Source organism: Chryseosolibacter histidinae, assembly GCF_018598225.1.
GTDB lineage: Bacteria > Bacteroidota > Bacteroidia > Cytophagales > Cyclobacteriaceae > Chryseosolibacter > Chryseosolibacter histidini.
Window position 1 is genome coordinate 213,169 of record NZ_JAHESF010000010.1, and the last position, 23,946, is coordinate 237,114.

At 52.9% G+C, this 23,946-nt stretch carries 15 protein-coding genes; 7 read left to right on the plus strand and 8 right to left on the minus strand.

What is annotated here, in order from left to right:
• Positions 1 to 183: 183 nt before the first annotated feature.
• Positions 184 to 2,826, minus strand: coding sequence for a DUF5916 domain-containing protein (locus tag KK083_RS12445; RefSeq protein WP_254163563.1), 2,643 nt, complete (start codon positions 2,824 to 2,826; stop codon positions 184 to 186).
• A 419-nt stretch (positions 2,827 to 3,245) separates the two neighbouring features.
• Here KK083_RS12445 and KK083_RS12450 point away from each other — a divergent pair, with 419 nt between their 5' ends.
• Both KK083_RS12450 and KK083_RS12455 read left to right on the plus strand, forming a co-directional pair.
• On the plus strand, positions 3,246 to 3,590 hold the full coding sequence (locus KK083_RS12450) for a TerB family tellurite resistance protein (RefSeq protein WP_254163564.1): 345 nt from the start codon (positions 3,246 to 3,248) through the stop codon (positions 3,588 to 3,590).
• A 168-nt stretch (positions 3,591 to 3,758) separates the two neighbouring features.
• Positions 3,759 to 5,345 carry a sensor histidine kinase gene (locus KK083_RS12455; RefSeq protein WP_254163565.1) on the plus strand — a complete coding sequence of 529 codons (1,587 nt, stop codon included), beginning with the start codon at positions 3,759 to 3,761 and terminating at the stop codon, positions 5,343 to 5,345.
• 138 nt (positions 5,346 to 5,483) lie between these two features.
• Here KK083_RS12455 and KK083_RS12460 read toward each other — a convergent pair whose 3' ends face one another.
• Entirely contained in the window at positions 5,484 to 6,833 is a 1,350-nt protein-coding gene (locus tag KK083_RS12460; protein WP_254163566.1) for an Nramp family divalent metal transporter, read from the minus strand.
• A 208-nt stretch (positions 6,834 to 7,041) separates the two neighbouring features.
• Entirely contained in the window at positions 7,042 to 11,397 is a 4,356-nt protein-coding gene (locus KK083_RS12465; protein ID WP_254163567.1) for a DEAD/DEAH box helicase, read from the minus strand.
• 245 nt (positions 11,398 to 11,642) lie between these two features.
• On the opposite strand from KK083_RS12465, the gene KK083_RS12470 reads away from it, so the two are divergent.
• A complete protein-coding gene (locus KK083_RS12470; RefSeq protein ID WP_254163568.1) occupies positions 11,643 to 12,125 on the plus strand; it encodes a winged helix DNA-binding protein in 483 nt (160 codons plus the stop codon).
• A 145-nt stretch (positions 12,126 to 12,270) separates the two neighbouring features.
• Here KK083_RS12470 and susR read toward each other — a convergent pair whose 3' ends face one another.
• The 3 genes from susR to KK083_RS12485 form a co-directional block, all read right to left on the minus strand.
• On the minus strand, positions 12,271 to 13,851 hold the full coding sequence (susR, locus tag KK083_RS12475; RefSeq protein ID WP_254163569.1) for a SusR family glycan utilization regulator: 1,581 nt from the start codon (positions 13,849 to 13,851) through the stop codon (positions 12,271 to 12,273).
• Between the two features lie 180 nt (positions 13,852 to 14,031).
• Positions 14,032 to 15,663, minus strand: coding sequence for a sodium/sugar symporter (locus KK083_RS12480; protein ID WP_254163570.1), 1,632 nt, complete (start codon positions 15,661 to 15,663; stop codon positions 14,032 to 14,034).
• Positions 15,664 to 15,968: 305 nt separating this feature from the next.
• A complete protein-coding gene (locus tag KK083_RS12485; protein ID WP_254163571.1) occupies positions 15,969 to 18,473 on the minus strand; it encodes a DUF5686 and carboxypeptidase regulatory-like domain-containing protein in 2,505 nt (834 codons plus the stop codon).
• A 241-nt stretch (positions 18,474 to 18,714) separates the two neighbouring features.
• On the opposite strand from KK083_RS12485, the gene KK083_RS12490 reads away from it, so the two are divergent.
• The 4 genes from KK083_RS12490 to KK083_RS12505 all read left to right on the plus strand — a co-directional run bounded on the left by KK083_RS12490 (position 18,715) and on the right by KK083_RS12505 (position 22,291).
• Complete coding sequence (locus KK083_RS12490) at positions 18,715 to 19,056, plus strand: PadR family transcriptional regulator (protein ID WP_254163572.1); 342 nt, start codon at positions 18,715 to 18,717, stop codon at positions 19,054 to 19,056.
• The gene (locus KK083_RS12495; RefSeq protein ID WP_254163573.1) at positions 19,053 to 19,694 is read left to right on the plus strand and encodes a hypothetical protein; all 642 of its coding nucleotides are present in this window, start codon (positions 19,053 to 19,055) and stop codon (positions 19,692 to 19,694) included. The genes KK083_RS12490 and KK083_RS12495 overlap by 4 nt, the downstream gene beginning before the upstream one ends.
• A gap of 201 nt (positions 19,695 to 19,895) precedes the next feature.
• Positions 19,896 to 20,984, plus strand: a complete 1,089-nt coding sequence (locus KK083_RS12500; RefSeq protein ID WP_254163574.1) for a Gfo/Idh/MocA family protein — start codon at positions 19,896 to 19,898, stop codon at positions 20,982 to 20,984.
• 212 nt (positions 20,985 to 21,196) lie between these two features.
• A complete protein-coding gene (locus tag KK083_RS12505; protein WP_254163575.1) occupies positions 21,197 to 22,291 on the plus strand; it encodes a sensor histidine kinase in 1,095 nt (364 codons plus the stop codon).
• On the opposite strand, the gene KK083_RS12510 is transcribed toward KK083_RS12505, so the two are convergent.
• Together KK083_RS12510 and KK083_RS12515 are read right to left on the minus strand one after the other, a co-directional pair.
• Positions 22,277 to 23,386, minus strand: a complete 1,110-nt coding sequence (locus KK083_RS12510; RefSeq protein WP_254163576.1) for a methyltransferase — start codon at positions 23,384 to 23,386, stop codon at positions 22,277 to 22,279. The two genes, KK083_RS12505 and KK083_RS12510, sit on opposite strands and share 15 nt — an antisense overlap.
• 378 nt (positions 23,387 to 23,764) lie before the next feature.
• Positions 23,765 to 23,946, minus strand: a 182-nt coding sequence (locus tag KK083_RS12515; protein ID WP_317195226.1) for an adenine deaminase C-terminal domain-containing protein, incomplete at its 5' end; no start/stop codon positions are given.

Below are 23,946 nucleotides of genomic sequence, written 5' to 3' on the forward strand. Positions count from 1 at the left end.
TAGGCATCCGCGTTTGGTGTTCATTTCAAATAACCGTGAGAGACAAGTTGCAGGTAGAAGCAGCACCCAATGAACTGAAAATCGCAGGAGTGGTCCACGCTGCACGCCGGCAACCGGCAACTGGCAACAAGTTGAAAGTGAATTCGTCTTGAGCCTGGTGATATGATTCGACCGTGGACCAATTCACAACACAAACCGGTACGTAAACTTTAACAGGAAAATATTGTACGGCTTCTCGCTGAAGTTGAACCGGTACCGTTCGTAGAGCGGGCCGGACTGATCATAGAATTCGCCGTTCCTTTCGGTGGTCCATACAAGGAAGAAAGTGGATCCCGGAATGTACTCCCACCGCATCACCATGTTGGAGCGGAACTGACCAAAGTTGAAATCGGGTTTGTCGAAATTATAATCGGCCACAAGATCGCTGTTCTCATCCACCTGATATTCATCCTCATCCGGCGTAAGCCAATGGCTGGAGATCTGCTCATAACGGCTCGTATAGGCGCGGGCGGTAGAATTGGTGATGTACTTGAACCTGTCGTACTTTCCCGAGGTACCGAAGGGCTGCCCGTAATACTGCAATGAAAGGTTGGGTGTGATCATGTACGTCAGGCGCATGGTGAGACGCGCTGTGGTCTGATCGATCTCTCCCACCACATACCTGTTCTCACCATTCACATCGCTGGTGGCCACATACTGCATCTGGTTGTTGTTAAAGCCCAGGCTCGGCGCCAGAGAGATGTTGAGGGCATTCACAGGCCTGTACACAAATTCGAAATCGAGGTTGGCACTTCGTAAATAATGTTCGAAACCCCATTGCCATTGCGGATTCACCACCACATAGAACTTCTTGCGTGAATCAGTGGTGGCAAAGATCCAGTAATCGAGCGATCCGGGGTAACGAAGCGCAGGACCACCGCGCAGGTCGGCATTGGAAGCGCGACGCACCTGGTAAGTGGAGCCCATGCTGAGGCGCCAGAAATTTTTGAACTGCACATGCGCATTCAGGTTGTACCATTCATTCAGGTTACGCCTGTCGAAATCCCACTCCGCCGACTGGTTCACATTGTATCGCTGCCATCGCGCAAAGCCACGTATCTCCTGCACGCGGTATTGCATCCACCACCATTGCGTGATGTTGTCGGTCTGGGCCAGGAACCCGACATCGTTCAGCTCCAGCGCGGGAGACGAATAGGCAAGGCCCAGGTCTGAGATCAGGTTGCCGTTCTTTTTGCCGATCACCAGCGTGCCTCCGGTTCCCGTCAACGAACGACGCTGCTCATCCACAGTAGCATGATCGTTGTCGGGTCGCTGAAAATAACGCTCCGACGATCGTTGCGTGCTGGTAATGGCTTCCGCGCTTCCCCGCACATGGCTCGTGAACGTTCTGGCGTTGACATAGTACGTGCGCGCTTTCCAGTGATGCACCAGGTCCAGTCCGCCGGTGTAGGCATCGTCATGGAGCCAGCGCAGGCGTTGATCTTTGATATCGCGATTTACAGCGGTGAAAATTCCGCCCACTACGGTATTGCCTTTGTTGATGTCCTGCTGTGCCCGTGCCACAAAATAATTTGTTGTAGGCTCCACGATCTGCCTTCCTCTCACGCCCAGGCTGTCGGTTTTGGCAAACTCCGGAGCGGTAACAGTTTCCAGCAGCCCCCACGAAAATCCTTTTTTATTCTTGCCTGTGAGCTTGGCCGCGCCCAGTATGGTGGTCTGCCGGATCACCTGCGTATGTTCCGTCACGTCATCGTCATCATCCTCGGGATCCGTTTCAGCAGGTGTCTGCGGTGTGCGGCCTATGCGGCGTGAGTAGAAAATATTATTGCTGTTGAACCAGGGGTTCAGGGGAAAATCGAGGATGTTGTTGCCTTCGATGAAAAATGGCCGCCGTTCCTGGAAGAAGAGCTCGAAGGCGGAGAGGTTTACCTGCGAAGGGTCTGCCTCCACCTGGCCGAAGTCAGGGTTCACGGTGAGGTCAAGCGTAATATCGCTGGTGATGCCTATCTTGGCGTCGAGCCCTACATCTACCGCTGACGCGTGACCTGTTCTGAACGGGTTCCCTTCTTCTTCGGCAAACGTTTCTGTCTTGGCCAGCACATACGGCTGGATCTCCAACTGCTTCTGGGGTTTGATACCTTTTATGCCCTTCAGGTCGCCGAACAGGTGCACCCAGCCCCCGATCTCCGGCGGAATGTACTGCCACACCGAGTTTTCCTGGTTGCGAAAAAAATTACGCTGAATCTGCAGGCCCCAGATAAGCTCAGGTTTGTTGGCAAACCGAAGCTGGCTGAGTGGTATGCGAAGCTCGGCTACCCAGCCTTCGGCGTCGATGCTGGTCTTCAGGTACCAGATCGGGTCCCAGCTGTTGTCCCAGATATCGCCGTTGTTGGATACATACTGGTCACCTTTCACGCCCGACACAGAAGGGGTGAAAGAGAACGCCGTACGCTTATCATAGTAGCTGTCGATATTGATCTCCACCCAGTCGCCTTCAAAGCCATCGCGGCGCGACATCCGGCTGACGATCTTGTCCGGCTCGGGGTCGTAGCATTTGAAAGCTACGTAGAGGTTTTTGGCATCGTAGAGGATCTTGAAAAGTGTTTTTACCGAAGCTGGCTTGTTCTTATTGGGGAAGATCTGTTTGAAATCACCGCCACCCCAGGGCACCTGCTGCCAGGCGGCATCGTTGAGTTGTCCGTCGATGTGCGGTGGCTCGCCCTGCACATGCGCTGTTGTATAAGATTTGAGGGTGTCGGGCGCCTGTGCAAGTAACAGGTGGCTGCAGCCTATGAGCAGCCCGGCGATGAGGGGGTTTAGGGTCATGAAAGGATTTTCCTTGTGCTGTTTATCTGGCTCCTTTAGCAGCTACAAATCATCTTCATCATAACAACGGAGGGAAGTTGTCAGACCTGCGAACTATTCTTTTGCTTTAACGGGATGGCGGGGTGGTTAGTATAATGAATGAGGAAGTTTATTGTGGAAGAACCGGATAAGGTTTGAAATCGGAAGGTTAGGGTTTAAAGTTTCAAGTTTCAAGTTTAAAGTTAAGGTTTCAAGTTTCAAGTTTAAGGTTTAAGGTTTCAAGTTTTGTGGTGTCTGCATGACTGTTTTGTTCATCCATTGGATGCATTCCGTCGAGAAAACACCTGACCTGAACTTTAAACTTTAAACTTCAAATTTTCAACCGATATAAATCAATCGTTTAATATCCCTATCTTTAAGTAAACCCCAAACCCACTCCTATGACAGACACCACCAGAATTGAGCATTTCCGCAATCTCGTCTCGCTAGTGGCCGCAGATGGCAAGATCCAGGATACTGAAAAAGCCGCACTTTCGAAGATCGCCTACGAGCAGGGCATTCCGCTTGACCGGTTCAATGTGATGCTGCAAAAGGCCAACGAATACAAATACCTCATCCCGCAAAACCAGAAAGAACGGGAGAAACAGCTCGGTGAAATGATCGAAGTTGCGATGGTAGACGGAGAGTTTGCGCCCGCGGAGCTCGATCTTATCGGCATGGTTGCCGGCAAGCTGGGCTTCAGCAGGGAAGACTTCGATGTGATCCTGAAAAAATACAAGGGATGATCAGCGCTCTTCGGCAATACGTCCACAGCCACCATCACGGATAGTCTGCCTTTTTTACCGGGCATTATTTTTTTCAAATCCTTTACGGCAGCGGCTTTACCTCGTCAATGCCCGATGCTGCCGGATCTTTATTTCTTACGACAACCTGTCATAAACACCTACGTCAAAATGGAAAGTGTGGATAAGTCGCCCGCGGGCGATGCCATTGAAAGTAATGTGCGCAACCTGTTCGAACATGCCCCGGCGCTGATCTGCGTGCTGCGGGGCAGAGAAGGCAGGTGCGAGATATTCAACCCTCCCCTGGCGAAATGGTGGGGCTATCGCGATGTGATGCAGCGAACCATGCGGGAGGCCTGGCCTGAGCTTGAAGGCAGGCACATTTTTGAAATAGTAGAAAAGGTTTATGACACCGGCCAAACCCACTACCTCAACGAGTTCAGGGCGGAGGTGATCAAAGAGAATATAACGAGCCATTTCTTTTTCAATTTCGTATTCACGCCATTCTTCCCTTCTCCGGGCCGGATCGACGGCGTGATGATCTTCGGCCATGACGTAACGGACATCGTGTCTGCCCGCAAAAAAACGGAGGAGAGCAGGCTGGAGCTCATCCAGATGGCTGACGCCATGCCACAGCTCGTCTGGATCACAAATGCTAACGGAGCGATAACCTACATCAACAAAAGGATCTGGGAATTCGCCGCCGCGAAAAGCTTTGTGCCGGGCAGCGTAGCTCTGCAGGATCTCGTTTATGGCGAAGACAAACCTCTGGTGGACACAGCGTGGAAGCGCGCCATTTCCACGGGTGAAAGCTACGCACAGGAACACCGCATGCCGATGAAAGATGGCGCTGTAAAGTGGCATCTCAGCCGGGCCTATCCTTACCGGGATGCCGGAGGGAACGTATTGAAATGGTTCGGCACAACGACCGATATAGATGATCAGAAACAGATCGCCTCGCAGCTGGAGAAACGAGTGAAGGAACGTACACAGGAGCTGACCGAAGCAAACGCCGATCTCGAACGCTCCAACCAGGAGCTCGAGCAGTTTGCCTATGTTGTGAGCCACGACCTGCAGGAACCGCTGCGCAAGATCAGATCATTCGGTGAGGTGCTGAAGAACAACCACGGTGCATCGCTTGGCACAGCCGGGGAAGACATCGTTAGAAGAATGCAGACGGCTTCGGAAAGAATGCGCCAGCTGATCGATGACCTGCTTGCGTATGCAAAAATATCGCGTAACGCGCACAGCCGGCAAGTTGTGGATCCCGCTGCCATCATCACCGATGTGCTTACAGACCTTGAGACAACCATGCTCGAAAAAAATGCGCGCGTGGAGGTCGGGAGATTATATCCCGTCAGCGGAGACGCTGTAAAGCTGAGACAGTTGTTTCAAAACCTGATCAGCAATGCCATCAAGTTCTCGAAGCATGATACTGCGCCACGGATCACCATCACGGCGGAGCTGGTCACCGGGGCAAACTCCGGCTTCAGGTTGGCGCCGGAGCTCAATCAAAAACAATTCCAGTGCATTACCGTCGCCGATAATGGCATCGGGTTCAGTAGCGACGATGCCGACAAGATCTTTCAGCTCTTCCACCGGCTCCACGGACACAAGGAGTATGCAGGTTCCGGCGTAGGCCTATCCATTGTTCAAAAAGTGATGGAGATCCACCATGGTTACGTGATGGCAGAAGGAAAACCGGGGTCAGGTGCTGTGTTCAGGTTGTTGTTTCCATGCAATGAAGCGGAGTTGTGACTGGTTCCCGGTTGCCAGTCGCCGGTTCTGGCCAGTGTTAACTTAGTCTATTTCAGATTCTGTTCGTGGGCGTATAGAATCATCGCTGTCACGCGAATGCCGAAGCGCTTCCTAAACCGGCTACCTGGTAACTGGCAACTAGCCAACGATTTTCACCACGCCATATACTCCCACGCCGAAGATCGAAATGATGCTGATCCACAGGGCGATGTCGTACAGCACACCAGGTCTTGCGATCTGCTGTCGTTTGTAGCGGAAATGCAGGGCGGCAAAAACGATCAGGAACAGCAGCACCGATCCTACCAATCCTCCGGAAAGGATCATGAGCACGGGCAGCTTGATGAAAAGATAGATGCACGCCCAGCAGAGTGGAAATATCCACGCCAGCACAGCGATCACTTTGCTGCGTTGCCGCAGATCGAAAAAATCGATCCAGCCAAGCTGACCGAAAATATCGGAGTACATACGGGTCCAGGCGGCGAGGCTTGCGAAGAGGCTCGAGTAAAGCACGAAGAAGGCCCCCACGAGATAAACGGTCCTGATGCCCGGCCCAAGTGACTTTGTGTAGATCAGGGCAACGGTCTCGATCAGCGCATTGCCCTCAGGCACTACGCCCATGCTGTGCAGTACGGCAGCGCCGAGCAGGTAAAATGCCGCGGTCACCAGCGTGTAGATCACCATGGCCATGATGGCATCCAGGTACATCACTTTGATCCAGCCCCGGGCGCGGCTTCGCCATTCCTCACTGTTCTGCCGGGGACCTGTGTAAGCCGCATATCCTTTCTCCAGGCACCAGTAGTTGTAAGCCAGGATCTCATCGCTGGCAACACCCGTGATGCCAAAAGCGCCGATCGCCACCCCCACAATAGCACCCGAGAGCGAGAACTGCTGGCCATGCCATACATCGGCAAAAGTAAAACTGAATTGTGTGTACCGAAGCGCGAATACCGCCGTGACCGTGAGCAGCGTGAACATGGCCGTCATAAAAAGCGAGAACTTTTCAACCATGGCGTAATAACCTTTGTAAATGAGGATGGACGTGATGAGCGCGGCGATGAACACCCACACATAAACAGGCACATCACCGAACAGCATGTTCAGCACAATGGCCGTGCTGCCGATCATGCCGCCCAGCTGAATAACCTTGGAGATGATCAGGAGCAGGATCATCCACACCGTCCAGCGCCCTTTGCCGAACCTGGGGCCGGGAAGCTTACCCAGTGCCTGCATGGCAGTTTCTCCGGTGGTGATGGTGTGCTTGCCGAACTCGAGCTGCACGGCCACCTTCACCAGGCAACTGATCACAATGATCCAGAATGCCGTGAAGCCCGCCTTCGCGCCCAGCGTGGTGGTTGCGATCAACTCACCCGACCCCACAATGGAGGCAGAAAGAATAAATCCCGGACCGAGGTGCTTGAGCTTTCCAATAAAAGTTGTTGGCGGAGGTTTGATGGTCTTCTCCGTGATGTGGTAGGGGTCTGGGGTCAAAGGAGGTGGGGGTTTAAGGTTTGAAGTTTGAAGTTTGAAGTTGTTGCCGGTTACCGGTTGCCAGTTGCCGGTTCTGGGCGGGTGTTAGTTTTTATCTACTCAGTTTCTGTTCATGGTGTATAGATCGTAGATGATATCGCGAACGCCGAAGCACTCCCAAACCGGCTATCCGGTAACTGGCAACTGGCAACCAAATCCTCCCTCGTTTCTAAGAGCTCACTCCCAGGTACTTCCTCAATTTGGGTGATACATGGTGCTGCACCAACGCGTGTTGCAGCGGCCACTTCTTCTCGGCATCGGGCTCGATGAGGAACTGGATCTCTTTGGCTTCGCGGATGGCTACGGGCACACCGTCCTGGTACAGGATCCTGTTGCCGGAGAATGCGGGGATGCGTCTTCCGGGGGTGATGATGCCCGTGAGGTTCAGCGGATCCGCAGCACTGATGGAGATCAGCACGTCTTTCTTCGTATCCTTTTTGGTGTTGCGCAGCTCCACGATGGCTTCGGGCAACGCGAACTGCTCACCATAGACCCCTTCCACAAATCGTCCGCCGCGGATCTGGCCACGTGCTTCCATGGTTCTGAGCACGCGCACAAGGTCACGCCAGGGCGGCGCCAGGTTCTCACGTTCGGCCAGCTTCCTGAACAGCACACCATACCGGCGGAGCAAGGCCCAGGCAATGGTCTCGATATCCTGCTGTGCGCCGCGTTCATCTCTCTGCGCTTCAGGCTCATGCACATCGTGCAACAACGACCAACGGCCGGCATAGTTCATGGAGAAGATCTCCACATCGCGTCTATGGCCTGCATTAGTTTTGTATTTGTCGGGCACCAGCAAGGCACGTAATCCTGTAAAAGAATCAGACGTAATGAGGCCGGCGCCGATCAGCTCACCGAGGGCATCTTCGGCCTGTGACGGGAAGAGCTTCGTTTTGTAAACGATGTCGTCGAAGAATGAAGCGCCATGCTTTTGCAGCACGGCCAGCACCTGCTGTGCTTTCGTTGAAAGGCCGTTGCTTTCGGAGTCGTCGGGGTGGAACTGGATGTTCTTCCATACGTTGAGGTGCGCTCTGTTTACAAAGGCTACCGGCGTGGTACGGATGGGACTGCTTGCCTTTTTGTCTTTGCCGGCAGAAGAGGCGATCCGGAAGCGCCCCCATGAGATCTTTCCGGCTATGGAGAGCATATCGAGCCACTGGTGGTCGTACGCATCGATGCGCGCCGGCAGGATGTCGGCTTCCCACGCCACCGCCGGAGCTTCATACCCCTCGAGCTTCTGGATGGCGTGCTCGAGCGCCACGGGGCCCTGGGGTTGTTTTCCCTCTCCCAGCTGATGCCACGAAAAGAGAAAGCGCATATAGTCCGAAGCGGAAACAGGTTGGATTTCGCTGCGAAGTTTCCTGATGGTATAGCGGTGAATGCGTGCCAGCAACCTGCGCTCACACCATTCGTTGGTATTGGGGCCGCTGAAGCTTCCCCTGAAAGCAAAACCTTCGTTCTCGAGCCTGAGCAGCGCAAGGTCGATGGTGCCGGTGGAAAGGTCCATGAGGCCGGCCAGTGTCTCGGCCGTTACAGGGCCCATGATCTCCAGCCTTCCGCGAATCAGCTCCGTCAGCGCATCTTTGTCGGCCGGCACCTGCCTGATCTTTTCCGGTACTGTTACGGCATGTTCGAGCGTACGGTCAGGGTACACGGCGGTCATATAGGGAACACGTTCCGTCGCTACCCACAGCACCTGTTTGCCCGCGAGCGCCGTAGCCCGGCCCGCGGTCACCAGCTCATAGAAGTAGGTCTCCCACTGGTTTTCAATTCCCTCCTGCCGGGTAATAAATCCTGATAACAAGAGCGCATCATGAAGCTCGTCTGCGGTGGTGGCTTCCGGCCATGCTTCGCGTTGCACTGCTTCAATGGCCTCGGGATCGAGCTTGCCGATGTCATTGGCTTCTGCAGGTGAAAGCGACCGCCTGCTTCTCACGGCCAGTGTTCTGCGCTCTTCCAGTGGCGCATCGTCGAGGAAGGCATAGGGCCTTGCGTTCACAATTTCGTAGGCGAGTGGCGAAGGTTCTTTCAGGTCGCGCGCCACCAGGTTCACCTGTTTCTTTTTGATCTTGCGCAGCAGGTCCTCCAGTCCTTCGATATCCATGGCCTCATACAGACAATCGTGGATGGTCTGCCTTACCAGCGGATGGTTGGGCACTTCACGCTCACCGGGAATATTTTCCAGACATGCCAGCTGATCGGGGAATACCTGTGCCACCAGGTCTTCAGACTGCATGCGCTGAAGTTGTGCCGGCACTTTGCGGTCTGCCCTTCTGCGGATCACGGCCAGTGCACGTGATGCATTCCAGCGCCAGCGAATACCGAAGATGGGCGCATCCAGCATCGCCTGCACCAGCACGTCGCGCACGGTTTCGGGACTGAGATAACTGAAGACCTCTTCCAACGGAAAGCTATGGGTAGACCCGAGCGAAAGGATGATGGCATTGTCGTTGGCGGCGGCCTGCAGCTCGAAGTTGAACTTGCGGCAGAACTTTTTGCGCAGGGCGAGTCCCCAGGCCTTGTTCATGCGGTTGCCGAAAGGTGAATGGATCACCAGGTGCATGTCACCCGCTTCATCGAAGAAACGCTCCATCACAATATTCTGCTGCGTGGGCATCACCTTCAGCGCCGCCTTGGCCGCACCGAGGTAATCCGTTAGCTGGTCTGCCGCTTCGGGCGTCAGTTTCTTTTCATGCACCAGCCAGTCTACGGCATCTTTTTTCCAGGTGTTATCCGGGTGGTCCGGGTCCTGCTCCAGGGCTTCAAGGTTGCCCAGCCTGGAGATCACTTCTTCGCGCAAGCGTGAGACAGCAAAAGAAAGCTCTTTCGTACGCCCCGGCGCCTCCCCCAGCCAGAACGGGATGTTCGGAGGCTGGCCTGCAGCGTCTTCCACACGTACCCTGCCACTCTCGATCCTCAGGATCTTCCAGGAGTTGTTGCCAAGTTTAAAAATATCGCCGGGAATGCTTTCGATGGCAAAGTCTTCATTGAGCGTCCCGAGGAAGACGTTGCCGGGTTCGAGCATCACCTCGTATTCAAAGTTATCAGGGATGGCGCCGCCTGACATGATCGCGGTAAGGCGTGCGCCCTTCCGGGCTTTGATGCGTCCGTTCACCATGTCGTGGTAGAGGTACGCTGCTCTCCTGCCGTTGCGGCCTGTAAAACCTTCTGACAGCATAACGATCACCTCGTCAAACTCCGAACGGCTCAGATCACGGTAAGGATATGCTTTTTTAACCAGGGTAAACAATTCATCCTCGGTATATTCCTGGCAAGAGGTCTCCGCTACGATCTGCTGTGCCAGCACATCGAGTGGTTTTTCGGGCATGATGATCCGGTCGAGCTCACCCCGCTGAATGGCGTCCATGATGGCGGCGCAATCCACCAGCTCATCGGTGGTGAGGGGAAAAAGTTTGCCTTTGGGTGTCTTGTTCACGCTGTGCCCCGAGCGCCCCACCCGCTGTAAAAAAGCAGCGATGGAGCGTGGCGAGCCGATCTGACATACGAGGTCGATAGAACCCACGTCTATGCCCAGCTCCATGGAAGCGGTGGCCACCAGCGCGCGCAGGTTGCCCGACTTCAGCCTGCGTTCCGCGTCGAAGCGCAGGTCTTTGGACATACTGCCATGGTGCGCCAGCACAAAACCCGGTCCCAACTTTTCGTTGAGGTTATGCGACAACCGTTCCGCGAGCCGGCGTGTATTGACAAAGATGAGCGTGGTCTCGTGGCTTGAGATGAGGTTGATGAGCCTGTCGTAGATCTCCGTCCATACTTCATTGGCCATCACGGCCGTGAGCGGCGATCGCGGGATCTCGATGGAGAGGTCGAGCTTGCGCGCATGGCCTGCGTCGATGATGTGGCAATCGGCAGTGTTGCCGGAAAGGAACTGCGCTACCTGCTCCACGGGCTTCTGCGTGGCGGAGAGGCCGATGCGGTGGAGCTTTCTGCCGATGAGGGCTTCAAGACGTTCCACTGAAAGCGAGAGGTGCGAGCCCCGCTTGTCGCCTACCATGGCGTGGATCTCGTCGAGGATCAGCGTATGAACCGTGCTGAGCATTTTGCGACCGTTGGTGCTGGTGAGCAGCAGGTACAACGATTCGGGGGTGGTGACAAGAATGTGGGGCGGATGTTTGACCATGGCGGCCCGGTCTGCCATCGGTGTATCGCCTGTTCTCACCATCACGCTGATATCGGCACCGGGTAGTCCCCGGCTTTCAAGCTCTTGTTTGATGCCATCCAGGGGAAACTGAAGGTTGCGTTCAATGTCGTTGCTCAGCGCTTTGAGTGGTGAAACATATACTACCTGTGTACCGGGCTGCAACGTTCCGGCGATACCCTGGCGTACCAGGTCGTCGATGGCCGAAAGAAAGGCGGAAAGTGTTTTGCCTGATCCTGTGGGCGCGGCAATAAGCGTATTCTGTGAAGACTTGATAGCCTTCCACGCCTGGTTTTGAACCTCTGTAGGCTGCCTGAAGCTCCTTTCAAACCACGCAGCCACTGCACTATGAAACAGCGTAAGGGACATGATTTCTAAATTACAAAAATAAGGCAGGAATAATTTCATTGAGCGGGCGAGCAAGTGGGGTTAGTTTTAAGTTTAAGGTTTAAGGTTTAAAATTTAAAGTTTAAACTTCAAAGTTCAGGGAATCTGCCATCAGGGCATAAATACATCCTACTTTAGGAGGATGGACCAGAATATTCGGCGAGAAGATTTAAAAAATTGAAGATAGATCACGATATTCGCCTGGTAAGCCCCGTAACCCCTAGCCTATGATCTTGGAAAAAGCCGCCCGGGAGGCGCTCACGTATTTATTTTCCGAATACCTGAAAGGGCCGGCGGTTATATATCCTATCAACAAGATCTCCCGGAAATACAGGATCGACCCGGTTGAGTTCAGCGACTATTTATCGGACAATGGTTGGATCAGAGAACGATGGATCTATGAAAACGGCGACGTCGCCTGCAAGGTCTCCATCATGGGCATAGAGCAGATCAATCCCGTATATGTACGCGAAAAGCTTCGCCAGCTCATCGGGGGCCTGGGAGAAGCCGGGGGCTCGAAACCGCTGATCAACATTCTTGAACACAAGATCGAACAATATTCCATAGCGCTCGACACCGTGCGCCAGCTCGAACAGCTGGGACTGATCGAGATCCGCCATCCCAAAGACTCCATCGTTATTCAATTGACCGAAGAAGGCCAAAGGTGCTATCAGAGGGGTGCGAAGTCTTCGTTTACACTAATGGTGTGATTTCGAAAAGGTACGAGGTACGAAGTACGCGGTACGTGAGTACCGGCGGGTTTCATTGTATAGAAAGTAGGTACGATGTAGCAGCACGAACAATGTAAGGTGCGTGCATTTCCCTCGTACCTCGTATTTCGTACCTCGTGCTTCCTTACAACGCGTGTATCATCATGATCTTTTTCTCAAACTCTTCATTGGGAACGATCGATCTCCCCTTGATCCTGGCTTTGTAGTTGTAAATGGTGTTGATGGAGTAGTCCAGGATGCGGGCAATTTTTTCGGTGTCGTGGATACCCATGCGGATGAGCGCGAAGATGCGCAGCTCGGCGTTGAGAAGCTGCCCTTCTTTCAGCACAACCTTGTCTTCGTCCCGGAAATAGGAATTAAAAATGGTGACGAAGTCGGGGAACAGCTTCACGAACACCTTGTCGAAACTGTTGTACAACGCTTCCCGCTCCTTCTTCAGGTTGATGTCATTGATGACGAAGCGGATGTCGTCGATCTTCTTCGTCATCAGCTTCATCTCCACCGCTTTCTTGATGGCTTCGATCTTTCCGAGGTACTCTGAATTGACGTTGAAATAATAGCCGATGTACTCTTCCTTGATCTTATTGGCCTCTTGTAGAGCTTTTTCCGCCACCTTTCGTTTCTTCAGCTGCTTATACGTGATGACGGCGAACACAATGACCAGCACGGAAAGCAGGGTGATCGCTGTGGAGTAGACGAGCCACATTCTGCGCTGTTCCTCCACGTTGGTAAGCCTGGCTGCCGCGATCACGGGCAGGATCGATCCCACCTGCACTTTGCGCTGCCGGGCCCCATAGAACACAGCATCTTCCATGGCCTGCTGGATATAGTTGTATGCATTCAGAATATCGCCTTTTTTGTAAAGCAGCTCGGCCAGGGCAGACATCGCCGACGTCTCGCGGGTAGCTGACCTGATATCGGCCATCGCCGCCTGCGCCAGAAGATCGATCGCCTTCTCGGGTTCGTTGTGAAGCACATAATAATAGCTGAGCGTGGATGCTGTGACCGCCAGCTGGTGGTGCGTGAGCGTGTAACTGTCCAGCAGCTCAGTGAGGTCGGCCAGCGCCATCGCGGTGTTCTCATTCTTCAGGCTCTTCAATCCGTTCAGATAGAGATAAGCGTAGTCCCCGGGCTTCGAAAGGCTGCGGGCGGAGTCTACATAAGCGTTTCCCTTGGCTATATAAATGGGTGTGTAAAACCGGTCGCGGTCAAAATCGCCCAGGTCATAGCAGGCACGCGCGAGAATGGAATAATAATCCATGCGGATGCTGTCCGGAAGACCTTTCACCCGGATGGTGGCGAGCGAATCGAGTGTCTCCTTGAACATACCAGACGACAGCAGGATAAACGCCAGCTTCACCTTGGCGTAAGCGATCTTCTCGGCACTGCCCAGCCGGTAAGCTTCCTGCTGCAACCTGATGGTATAGGCGAAAGCGGAATCATAAATGAAGGTTTTGTATTCTTCCGACAGCCCCTGTAAGATCTGGAACCGGTTGTGATCGTTGCCCGACCGGAGCGCGCGGTGATACGCCGCAATCCGTTCTTCCTTCGCTTCTGTAAATGATTCTTTTTCAGCGATCACTTCGTTCAGCGCCTGAAGCAACGAGTCGGTCTGCGCAGCCCACAGTGAGGAAGTGGCAGAGATATAGATCAGTACTAAAAAAAAGATCTTCGGTGAGTTTATCGTTTTGCTACTTAAATACATAGTTAATAGTGAAATTAAAAAGGAGTAAGGAGTAAGAATTAAGGAGTAAGGAGCGCGGTGTGAGTTCATCGTTGAGCGCTGTACGAAGGGCGTTCGTAGCTCTCGAAATGAACTTGTGACAGCTTCCGTTCGTAGCCTACTTACGACTTACTACTTACTACTTGCTCCTTACTCCTTTTCTTACCAGAATACCGTATACAAAGCCGTCAATATCCCTACGATCAGGACAGCGCCAACAATAAATCCTGGTGAGGTCCGAAACATGGATTTGTCGATCACGATGATGCGGGGTTGGTCTTTGCTTCTCTTGTCAAGCAGGCTGATCAATACCATGAGCACAATGAGCGATACAAAGACGATGGACATGCGGTCGAGGAAAGGGTAATCGGGGAAAGCGCCGTCTGTCCAGTACGGGAGGAATTTCAGCAGGGTCGAGAGCGGGATGGTAAGCAGTGCGGAGGCGAGGGCTGCCGTAGCCGTGGTCCGTTTCCAGAAGAATCCCAACAGGAAGATGGCCAGCACGCCGGGAGAAATAAACCCAACGTACTCCTGGATGAACTGATAAGCCTGGTCGAGCGTGCTCAGGGCCGGGGCCACGAGGCACGCCAGCAACATGGCGATCACTACAGTCCAGCGTCCTGTGAGCACCAGTTGTTTCTCGGTTGCATCGCGGTGGAAGTATTTGTGATAGATGTCGAGCGAAAAAATGGTGGCGATGCTGTTGGCCTTGCCGGCGAGCGAAGCCACGATGGCGGCCGTGAGCGCGGCAAATGCGAGTCCTTTCAAACCTATCGGCAGCAGGTTGAGCAATGTGGGATACGCGTGGTCAGGTTTGAGCACACCTTCGGCATTGACCATTTCTGCCTGGAACATTCCCTGCTGGTAGAGCACGTACGCTGCGATACCTGGAAGCACGGCGATAACAGGCACGAGCAACTTCAGAAAGGCCGCGAACAGAATGCCGCTGCGGGCTGTCTTCAGGTCGGCGCCCAGGGCACGCTGAATGATGTACTGGTTGCATCCCCAGTAGTTAAGGTTGTTGATCCACATCCCTCCTATCAGCACTGATAATCCCGGAAGGTCTTTATAATAAGCATGGTCTGAATCGAAGATCATGTGGAAATGAGAGGGTGCCTTCTCGGCGATGAGCTGGAATCCCATCAGCACATCCGATCCATATCCGAACTGTTCGGAAACAAGGTTCAGCGCAAGGTAAGTTGCTACCAGGCCGCCGAGGATGAGCACAGCCACCTGGATCACGTCTGTGTAACCGATCACTTTCATTCCGCCGAGCGTAACAGCGATGGAGAACAGGGCCAGGCCTGCAATGCAGGTGCTGAAAGCGATGCCCGTGATGGCGTTGATGGCGAGCGCGCCGAGGTATATGATTGAGGTAAGATTGACAAACACATACACGAGCAGCCAGAAAATGGCCATGATGGTGCTCACGGTATCATTGTACCGCACCGAAAGGAACTGCGGCATGGTGTAGATCTTGTTCTTCAGGTATACGGGAATGAAGAACACCGCCACGATGATGAGTGTGGCCGCCGCCATCCATTCATAGGTGGAGATGGCCAGCCCCAGCGCAAAACCGGAACCCGACATACCGATGAAGTGCTCTGCTGAAATGTTAGAGGCGATGAGCGATGCCCCGATAGCCCACCACGTAAGCGAGCCTTCAGCCAGGAAAAAATCTTTGGAGCTGGTCTGCTTCGCTTTTTTCTTGTAATAAATGTACACGCCGTAGGTAGCAACGACGATGAAGTAGATCAGGAAAACCGTGTAGTCGGCAAAGTGGAGCTGGTGCATTCAAAGTGGCGTTAGTGGATTTTTTAAAGATAATGATCTTTTTTAAAAAGTCCACAAGAGTCCACGGTCGACAGTCGACGGTCCACGGCATTTGTCCCTTCGAAGTTGTTCATCCTTGAGCGTTGAACAAGCGATGGGCTGCGCGTGCTTACCGCATACTTAATTCTTGCATCTGCCTCAACTTGAGCACTTCGCCTGAAGGGGATGCTTCGCTCCCACATGCTACCTGCATTCCTCGCTCAGCATGACGGCTCGTTCCGCGAGGAGCGAATGCTGTGGTCCGTGGACCGTCGACCGTGGACTCTTCAATAGCTCCACTCCCGTTTCCAGGTATCAATAATATCAAACGAGATCTTCCAGTCTGCACGGGGTGGCAGGAAGTTGGATTGGGCAAGCACACCGTAGAAGCCGAGCTTGAGCCTGCGCCGGGCGCCGATCTTAAAGACGCGCTCCACGCCACCGAATACCTCCTCGTGGCGAAAACCGTTCTGCTTGATCCACATAAAACCCGCGCCGGCAACAGTTCGTAACTTGAGTTTTTTCACCAGGGGAATGTTGTTGATCATGGCGCCGTTAAAGTGATGGATGTAATGCCCTTCCACAAACCAGTCTGTGGCAAAGAGCGATGTATCCAGCAACTGGAAGGAATACATCGGATCGGAATACAGGTATGGGTCCGATTGCCGGAAACGTTTCACATCGACGTAACGCAGGTCGCGTTTGTTCACAAACTTTCCGGCCATCAGGGTATACCGCGAGTTTCCCAACGTGCCGAGCAGCAAACGCTGGTCAATGGTAAAATCGATATAATCAAAATCGATATCGCTGGTCAGGACCCTGTCCCAGCCCTTGCGGTGATTGAAGATGAAGGTGGGATACCGACTGCCGAGCACCACCTTGCGGTTGGGCTCCGTCATGAACTTCTGTGCCGGCGTATAGGCCAGCCGGGTGTTGGTGATGAGCGCCTGGTAGTCTTCGAACAACAGCGGGTCTGTTTCCTTGATCACCTCGTTGATGATGGACGTGTTGTCATAACCATGCAATGATCGCCGGTTGCTGAACACAAGATCGTTGCTCACGTAAAGTCCATTGAGCAGCTCGATGCGGTGAAACAGGTTGACGTGCTCATGCAGAATGTAATTCGAAATGCGGAGCTGGTTGAGGTAGGCGTCAAAACTGTTGATAGACTGGAACTCCCTGCCAAACCGCATAGACGCATCGCCAAGGCGGTAAGGATTATAACGCACCCATATACCTTGGTTGCCATTCACGTCTTTGTTCTTGAGGCCGAAGCTCACACTGGTGCCGATGTTCAACATTCTTCCATTCTCAAAGCTGCGAAAATACCGGCTATAGGGAGCGATCCTGAAGCCACCGATGATCTCGAAGCCGATGAGGTTGGCCAACGAAGGAAGGAATAGGTTGCTTTTCTTCCCTTCATTGCGGAACCCCACACCGTGATACAACACCTCTCCCACCGTGATCCTGTTGTAGCGCGCTGCCATGGAATCGATATACGCCTTGCTTTTGCGCACAGCCTCGATGCTGTCTCTGTAAGCAACTACTTTCTGCTGATCGGCGGTAAGCGGTTCAGGCCTTGTATCGTTCCAGTATGTTGAATCGCGCTCATAGGCTTCTTTCGTAGTAACAGCCACTTCATTGCCGAAGAACCTTGGCGGGAAGACATGATCTTTTTTATAATCCGAATAGATCAGCACGGTGTTTCCCCTGAACAGCTTCGCACCGGATGTGGTCTCGTACACAAACTCCTGGCGTGTGGGGATCCAGAGGCCACTATCCATTTCCTGATAGGTTTGCCTGATGGTGAAGTCATCATAGAATTTTAACGCGCCTTTGTGCAGCGTGAGCTCGAGCCTGTTGATGTTCCAGGTGCTGTCGTTGATGAACAGGTAGCCTCTGCCGGTAGCGTCACCGGTTTTCCGGGGAGTCACCCTGATCTTATAAACCGTCTGGTTCCCTTCTTTCAAAGTCTGCTCGAGCCTGAACCGGTACGAAAGTATGGCAGTGCGACTCACGGGCGAGATCATGGGAATTTCCGAGATGCCCTTGAGGTCTACGAGGTTGTGATAGAAATTGAAATCCGTGCGGCTAAAAACCGGAATGAAGAGTCCATCCCTGGTGCCATACTGCTTGAATGCGGTGCGCTCCTCTTTATACTGATCCGGGTAACGGTAATTCAGAACGAGCTGCATTTCCACAAGGTTGATCTTCTGCAACCGCGCCTCCTCTTTTTTCCTGGCCACTTCAAAGGGATCTTCCGGCGGGCCTTCTTTCTTCAGGTCGTCGGCTTCTTCGGGTTGTTCCTTTTTCTTCTTGCGATCGTCTACTGTTTCGCCTGCACGCACATAAACATTGACCCTGGAGCTGCTCACCTGTTTCAGGTATTTCTCCTTGTTATCGATCACTTTCTGTATGATCTCATACGCCGGGTCTCTCCTGCGCACCCTGATCTCGATCTCGTTAAGCTCTACGCTGGAAGATTGCAGTTTAAAATCCCGGGTCACCGGCTTATCCCTCACAATGACCTGGGCGGTTTGCGTGTGAAAGCCGACAGAAGTGACCACAAGGTTGTAAATGCCGGGATCGATGGTGAGGTAGTAATGTCCTTTGTCATCGGAGGCTACACCACTTTGCAGCTCTTTGATAAAGATGTTGGCAAACGGAACGGGATTGTTGTGCTCATCGGTGACGTAGCCGCTGATGTTTTGTGCGGCTGCACCTGTGGATAAAAAAGAGACGATCGAACTGCTCACGAGCAATCGCCTGCAACGACTGAGAGAGATCTTCAAAGGGGTTAGGGTTTCTTTTGATATGAAAACTACTTCGATAGAAAATTATTGTACGGGATGAAGACTCTTTTTGAAACATGAGGGGAAAGTCCATGGTCGATGGACCATAGTCCATGGCATGCGGTGTCACACGCCACGTGGACTTTACGCGTTATGGCTATGGACTATCGACTATCGACCATGGACCTAAAAAAACTTTGGCTAACCTTGCAATACCCAGACAACCATAGTATATTCGTCTATGTATTCAAAAGAACTGATCCGGGGCACGCTGCGGCCGATTATTTTGAAATTGCTGTCGGAGCACGGCAAAATGTATGGTTACGAGATATGTCAGACCATCCGGTCGATGACCCGCGAGCAGCTGATCATCAAGGAAGGATCGCTGTACCCGGCGTTGTACAAGCTGAAGGAAGACGGGCTGCTCAAGGTGGAAACGGTGAAAGTTGGCGGGCGTGACAGGCAATACTACTCACTGGCGCGCCAGGGGAACGCCGAAGCAAAAGAGCAGATCGCGGAGTTCTCCCGGTTTCTGAAGACCATGAACACCTTGTTTAAGGCAAAGACCGACCTGAGCATATGAACATGTTAACCGAAGCACAGATCCAGTACATCCGCGAAAGGGTCAGGCAGGAAGGTATAAACCGCACAGACCTCGAACACGACATCCTGGATCATCTCTGCTGCCTCATTGAAGCGGAAATGGAGGGCGGCGGAAATTTCGAGGATGCCTTTGAAAAAGTATTTGAGGACTTCGCTCCCACCGGAGGCCTGAAGCGCATTCAGGTTGAAGTCAATTATATATCACTAAAAAAAACCATCATCATGAAAAAATTTGCTGTTATCGCCGAATCGCTGGTAATGATCCTTTTCTTTGTCACCACCCTGCTTCAGGGCATCAGGTTGCTCAATCAATATGCGTGGCCGTTTATCGCGGAGCTCGCTTTCGTCAACCAGTACGCTATGTGCCTGTTCATCCTGCCCCGGTACTGGCTTCACCATTACAGGATGGCCGTGCGTGAATCCGGCGAAAGCATGAGCCTGGCCATCACCCGTTTTGCATTCATCATCGGCTTCCTTTGCACCGAATCGTTCGTCAACGCGGTTTTCTTCAAGATGATGCACATGCCCGGTGGAGACCAGCTCTTCATCATCACGGCCATCCTCGGCATGATCTACGTGCCGTTCTATTGTGTAAGGAAGTACCGGGTAGCGGTTTAGTCCACGGTCCACAGCAGTTCGCCTTCGAAGACCGTCATCTGGGGATTCCTCGCGCCGAATGGAGATCACTGGGGATACGGCCGTGGACTGTCGACTGTGGATCGTGGACTAACAGACTATGTACTATGGACTTGTTTTCGTAAATTATTGTCATGAACCGTTGACCGGTTTCTCCTTAACCGTACTTAAAAGATCGACATCATGACAAGCAGAAGAAAATTTATCTCGCACGCCTTTTCGGGTATGGCCGCGATGGCCGTCAGTCCTTATGCATTCGGCATCCTCCGGCAGCATCAGAAGCAACGGCTTGGCGTGGCGCTGGTAGGCCTGGGGTACTACAGCACAGACCTGCTTGCACCGGCGCTGCAGCTCACCCAACATTGTTATCTGGCCGGTATCGTAACCGGTACGCCTTCCAAAGCTGAAAAGTGGAAGCAGCAATACAACATTCCCGATAAGAACATTTACAATTATGAGAATTTCAATTCCATCGCCAACAATCCCGATATCGATGTGATCTACATTGTGCTTCCACCGTCGATGCATGCTGAATACGCAGTGCGCGCCGCCGGCATCGGGAAGCACGTGTGGTGTGAAAAACCGATGGCGATGACCGAAGCGGAATGCAAGCGTATGATCGACGCCTGCAACAAGAACAAGGTGAAGCTCAGCATCGGCTATCGCGTACAGCACGAACCGAATACGAAGCAGATCATCCAGTTCAGGAAAGACCTCCCCTATGGCAAAATACTGAAGGTGGAAGCTGCTGCCGGCTACTTCGATCCGCGCACCGATCACTGGAAGCAAAAAAAGAACATGGGTGGCGGCTCCATGTACGACATGGGCGTGTATCCGCTCAACGCGGCGCGCTACAGCACAGGCCTCGAGCCCATAGCCGTCACCGCTCACAAGTCGACCACACGTCCGGAGATCTATAAAGAGGTGGATGAGACCATGGCGTTCGAGCTCGAGTTTCCTGGCGGCGCCACGGCGAAGTGTGAAACAAGCTTCGGCAAAGGAATGAACGACCTGCTGGTGACCTGCGAAAAAGGATGGTACAAACTTTCACCCTTCCAGGCCTACAACGGTGTGAGGGGCACGACGAGCGATGGAAAGAACCTCAACGCAACCATTCCCAATCAACAAGCCCGCCAGATGGACGACGATGCCCTGGCCATCATCAACAAAACCCCGGTGATGGTACCCGGCGAAGAAGGGTTAAAAGATATCAGGGTGGTGGAAGCGATCTACAGGTCGGTGGCGGAGAACAGGAAAGTCAAGATAGGATGAAAGGTTGCCAGTTACCAGTTGCCTGTTACCGGTTGGGTTCGTGTTAATGTCAACGAGCCGAGGTAAGCTCAAGGCTTGAGCGTATCACTGTTACTTGACAATTGCACCGCACCGAACTGGCTACCCGGCAACTGGCAACCGGTAACTCATTAATCAGGCGCGTGATTTTTTGCCGGATAGCTGGTACCGTGATTAGCTTGCGGTATTCATTCATGAAAAAGAGGTATTTGCGGCGGATTCTATACATCGGCGTATTTTACATGCTGGCCATGATGTGCCCTGCTCCGGATGCTGGCGCACAATTGTTGTCGTCTCCATTTTATAGCGTAGAAAAATCGCAACAGATGGCGCTGGTTGGCGGTGCCAATGGAAAACAAGCCCGTTTAAATCAGCAACAGATTGATAATGATGGTCCGGTATTGAACGCTCCCTTTGTCATTATGCTGGCCCTCGCCAGTGTATTATCAATGGCGCTGATCGTTATTATTATCCGTTATCACAACCTGATCAAAAAACTAAAACATCAGCTTTCCGATGTAAGTCAACGGGTAGCTTCCAGCAACACCGCCCTTGAAAAGCTGAAGGAGTCACTTCAGGCATCGGAAACCAAGCGGCAGCAGGTGACTCAGGCCCTGCAAAAGGCAAACGATGAGATCAATGCTTTCTCCTACTCCGTTTCGCACGATCTCAGGGCTCCCCTCAGAGCGATCAATGGTTACAGCGCCATCTTGCTGGAAGAGCATTATCCCAAACTAGATGACAGCGCTAAACGCGCCATCAACATCATCCAACAGAACTCCAACCGAATGGATGAGCTCATCAGCGACCTGCTGGAGCTCACGCGGCTGGGCACGCTCGCCGTGAGCAAACAGCGGTTCAATATGCATCAACTGGTGGAGCACGTGCTGCTGAATCAAAAACTAAAATCGAATACAAAGCTCAATGTGCTGCCGATGGGCGAAACGTTCGCAGACTCGTATCTGCTGCGGCAGGTGTGGGACAACCTGATCAGCAACGCCATCAAGTTCTCGTCCAAGACGGAAACACCCGTGATCGAGATCGGCTACACCCGCCAAAATACGGAACACATTTACTGGGTCAAGGATAACGGTGTAGGCTTTGACCCCGTTTATTCGGATAAGTTGTTCAAAGTATTCTCACGCCTGCACGGCAAAAAAGAATTTGAAGGAACGGGCGCCGGTCTTGCGATCTCCAAAAAAATAATCGAAGCCCATGGCGGAAGGATCTGGGCCGAAGCACAGCTGGCAAAGGGCGCGACGTTCTATTTCAGTTTACCGTTGAATTGAAACCGAGCTAGTCGTCGGACCACTGTCTCGCGTGCCTGCTATGCGCGCAGTGGTCTGACGACTAAACACCATCTGCGCATAGCCATTCGTTCCGATGAACCTGCTGGACTTAAGAAATTTCAATTCTCCTGACTCACATAATTTCCTGATCTCCGCTTCGGTGCGGCATCCTGAGGCGCTGGTGAGGCCGAAGAAAAGGTTGAGGGTGGCAGCGGTGATTTCGGCGTGGCCCTGACCTTCGGGAGCCAGGTATTCGTGAATGATCAAGTAACCTCCGACACGGAGTGCCTTTCTTGCTTTTGCTGCCAGCTCCTTTGTTTCAGCGTCACTCAGGTGATGGATCACGTTGGCCACGAAGACGAGGTCATAACACTGCTCGCCAAAATCGTCGCGGGTAGCATCGCCCTTGCGGTATACGATCCGGTTGCCGTTGTAATATTTTTTCAGGATGAGGGAACCCGTCTCCACGGCTTCAGGAAGGTCGAGGATGGTAGCCTTCAGCGACGGATACTTTTCGCAGAACGCTGCGGCATAGATCCCGTGCGCACCACCCACGTCCAGCATAGCAGAAGCGCCCGACAGATCGGGGGCCATGGCCACAGCAGTTTTTGAGAAACTGCGCGCCAGGCACTCCATACCTTCCATGTACAGCTTCCATTCTACGGGTCCAAACGACTCATGGAACCGGACGCTGGCACCCGTCTTGAGAAAAACGTCCAGGTGATCCATCCACTGCCAGGCAATGCGGTTGAATTCCTGCTGCGGGGCAACACCGGAGGCGCTGTCTTTCAGGCACCACTTGCGCGACAACCGGGTGAGGCTGTAACGCTCATCGTGGTAACGCAGATACCCGGCGGCTACCAGCACTTCGAGCAGGCTTCTCAACGCCCGCTGATCAAGACCCGCGGTGGTTGCTATAGTATGGAGCGTTTGTGGCCCACGCTTCATCGTTTCGAAGATCTCCAGGTTAAAGGCACTGAGGATGGCGCGCGAGAACACAAAATACACCTGCGTATGAACCAGCGGCACAGGCGCCAGGTTAGCTTTCAGCGCCAGCCATTCGAGAAGATTTTCTGCCAAGGGACCGATGTTCATGATGCCAGATATGGTGTGTGACAGCTGAACGGGTTAAAATCCCTATACCAGCATTGGACGGGTTAGTCGTCGGACCACTGCCTTGCGCGCGGGCCGGGGCGCAGTGGTCTGACGACGATGCTCCTTCGGAGAAATTCAATCCAGCAAATACTTTAAATCCGGTTTAATCCTGTCCATCCAACAAATCCTTTAATCCTGGTTAAAATTCACTATATTCGTTCAGAACAACAATGTCCGGAAGTACGGGTTCCGGATTCTATAGCTAAATAAGAGCCCGCCCCAAAAGGGCGGGTTTTCTTTGACCAGGATTGACCAGGATTTACAGGATTAACAAGATTTACAGGATTGATTGGATGATGATTTTGAGGATTCGCGGGATTAGTCGAAAAAGACTTCTGTGAACTCGAACTTGCTGCCGTCGAACAGGCCTTTGTCGCTCAGCTTGAGTGTGGGGATCACGAGCAGCGCCATGAATGAGAGGGTCATAAAGGGTGCGCTGAGGGTACTTCCCATGGCTTTGGCCATCCTGTCGATCTCCTTGTATTGCCGGGCGATCTCGT

What these genes read in the sequence shown, in the direction of transcription:
- KK083_RS12470 (WP_254163568.1), top strand. Translation starts at nt 11,643, where the DNA reads ATGATCTTGGAAAAAGCCGCCCGGGAGGCGCTCACGTATTTATTTTCC.
- KK083_RS12455 (WP_254163565.1), top strand. Translation starts at nt 3,759, where the DNA reads ATGGAAAGTGTGGATAAGTCGCCCGCGGGCGATGCCATTGAAAGTAAT.
- susR (WP_254163569.1), bottom strand. Translation starts at nt 13,851, where the DNA reads ATGTATTTAAGTAGCAAAACGATAAACTCACCGAAGATCTTTTTTTTA.
- KK083_RS12445 (WP_254163563.1), bottom strand. Translation starts at nt 2,826, where the DNA reads ATGACCCTAAACCCCCTCATCGCCGGGCTGCTCATAGGCTGCAGCCAC.
- KK083_RS12450 (WP_254163564.1), top strand. Translation starts at nt 3,246, where the DNA reads ATGACAGACACCACCAGAATTGAGCATTTCCGCAATCTCGTCTCGCTA.
- KK083_RS12480 (WP_254163570.1), bottom strand. Translation starts at nt 15,663, where the DNA reads ATGCACCAGCTCCACTTTGCCGACTACACGGTTTTCCTGATCTACTTC.
- KK083_RS12505 (WP_254163575.1), top strand. Translation starts at nt 21,197, where the DNA reads ATGAAAAAGAGGTATTTGCGGCGGATTCTATACATCGGCGTATTTTAC.
- KK083_RS12490 (WP_254163572.1), top strand. Translation starts at nt 18,715, where the DNA reads ATGTATTCAAAAGAACTGATCCGGGGCACGCTGCGGCCGATTATTTTG.
- KK083_RS12495 (WP_254163573.1), top strand. Translation starts at nt 19,053, where the DNA reads ATGAACATGTTAACCGAAGCACAGATCCAGTACATCCGCGAAAGGGTC.
- KK083_RS12500 (WP_254163574.1), top strand. Translation starts at nt 19,896, where the DNA reads ATGACAAGCAGAAGAAAATTTATCTCGCACGCCTTTTCGGGTATGGCC.
- KK083_RS12465 (WP_254163567.1), bottom strand. Translation starts at nt 11,397, where the DNA reads ATGTCCCTTACGCTGTTTCATAGTGCAGTGGCTGCGTGGTTTGAAAGG.
- KK083_RS12510 (WP_254163576.1), bottom strand. Translation starts at nt 23,386, where the DNA reads ATGAACATCGGTCCCTTGGCAGAAAATCTTCTCGAATGGCTGGCGCTG.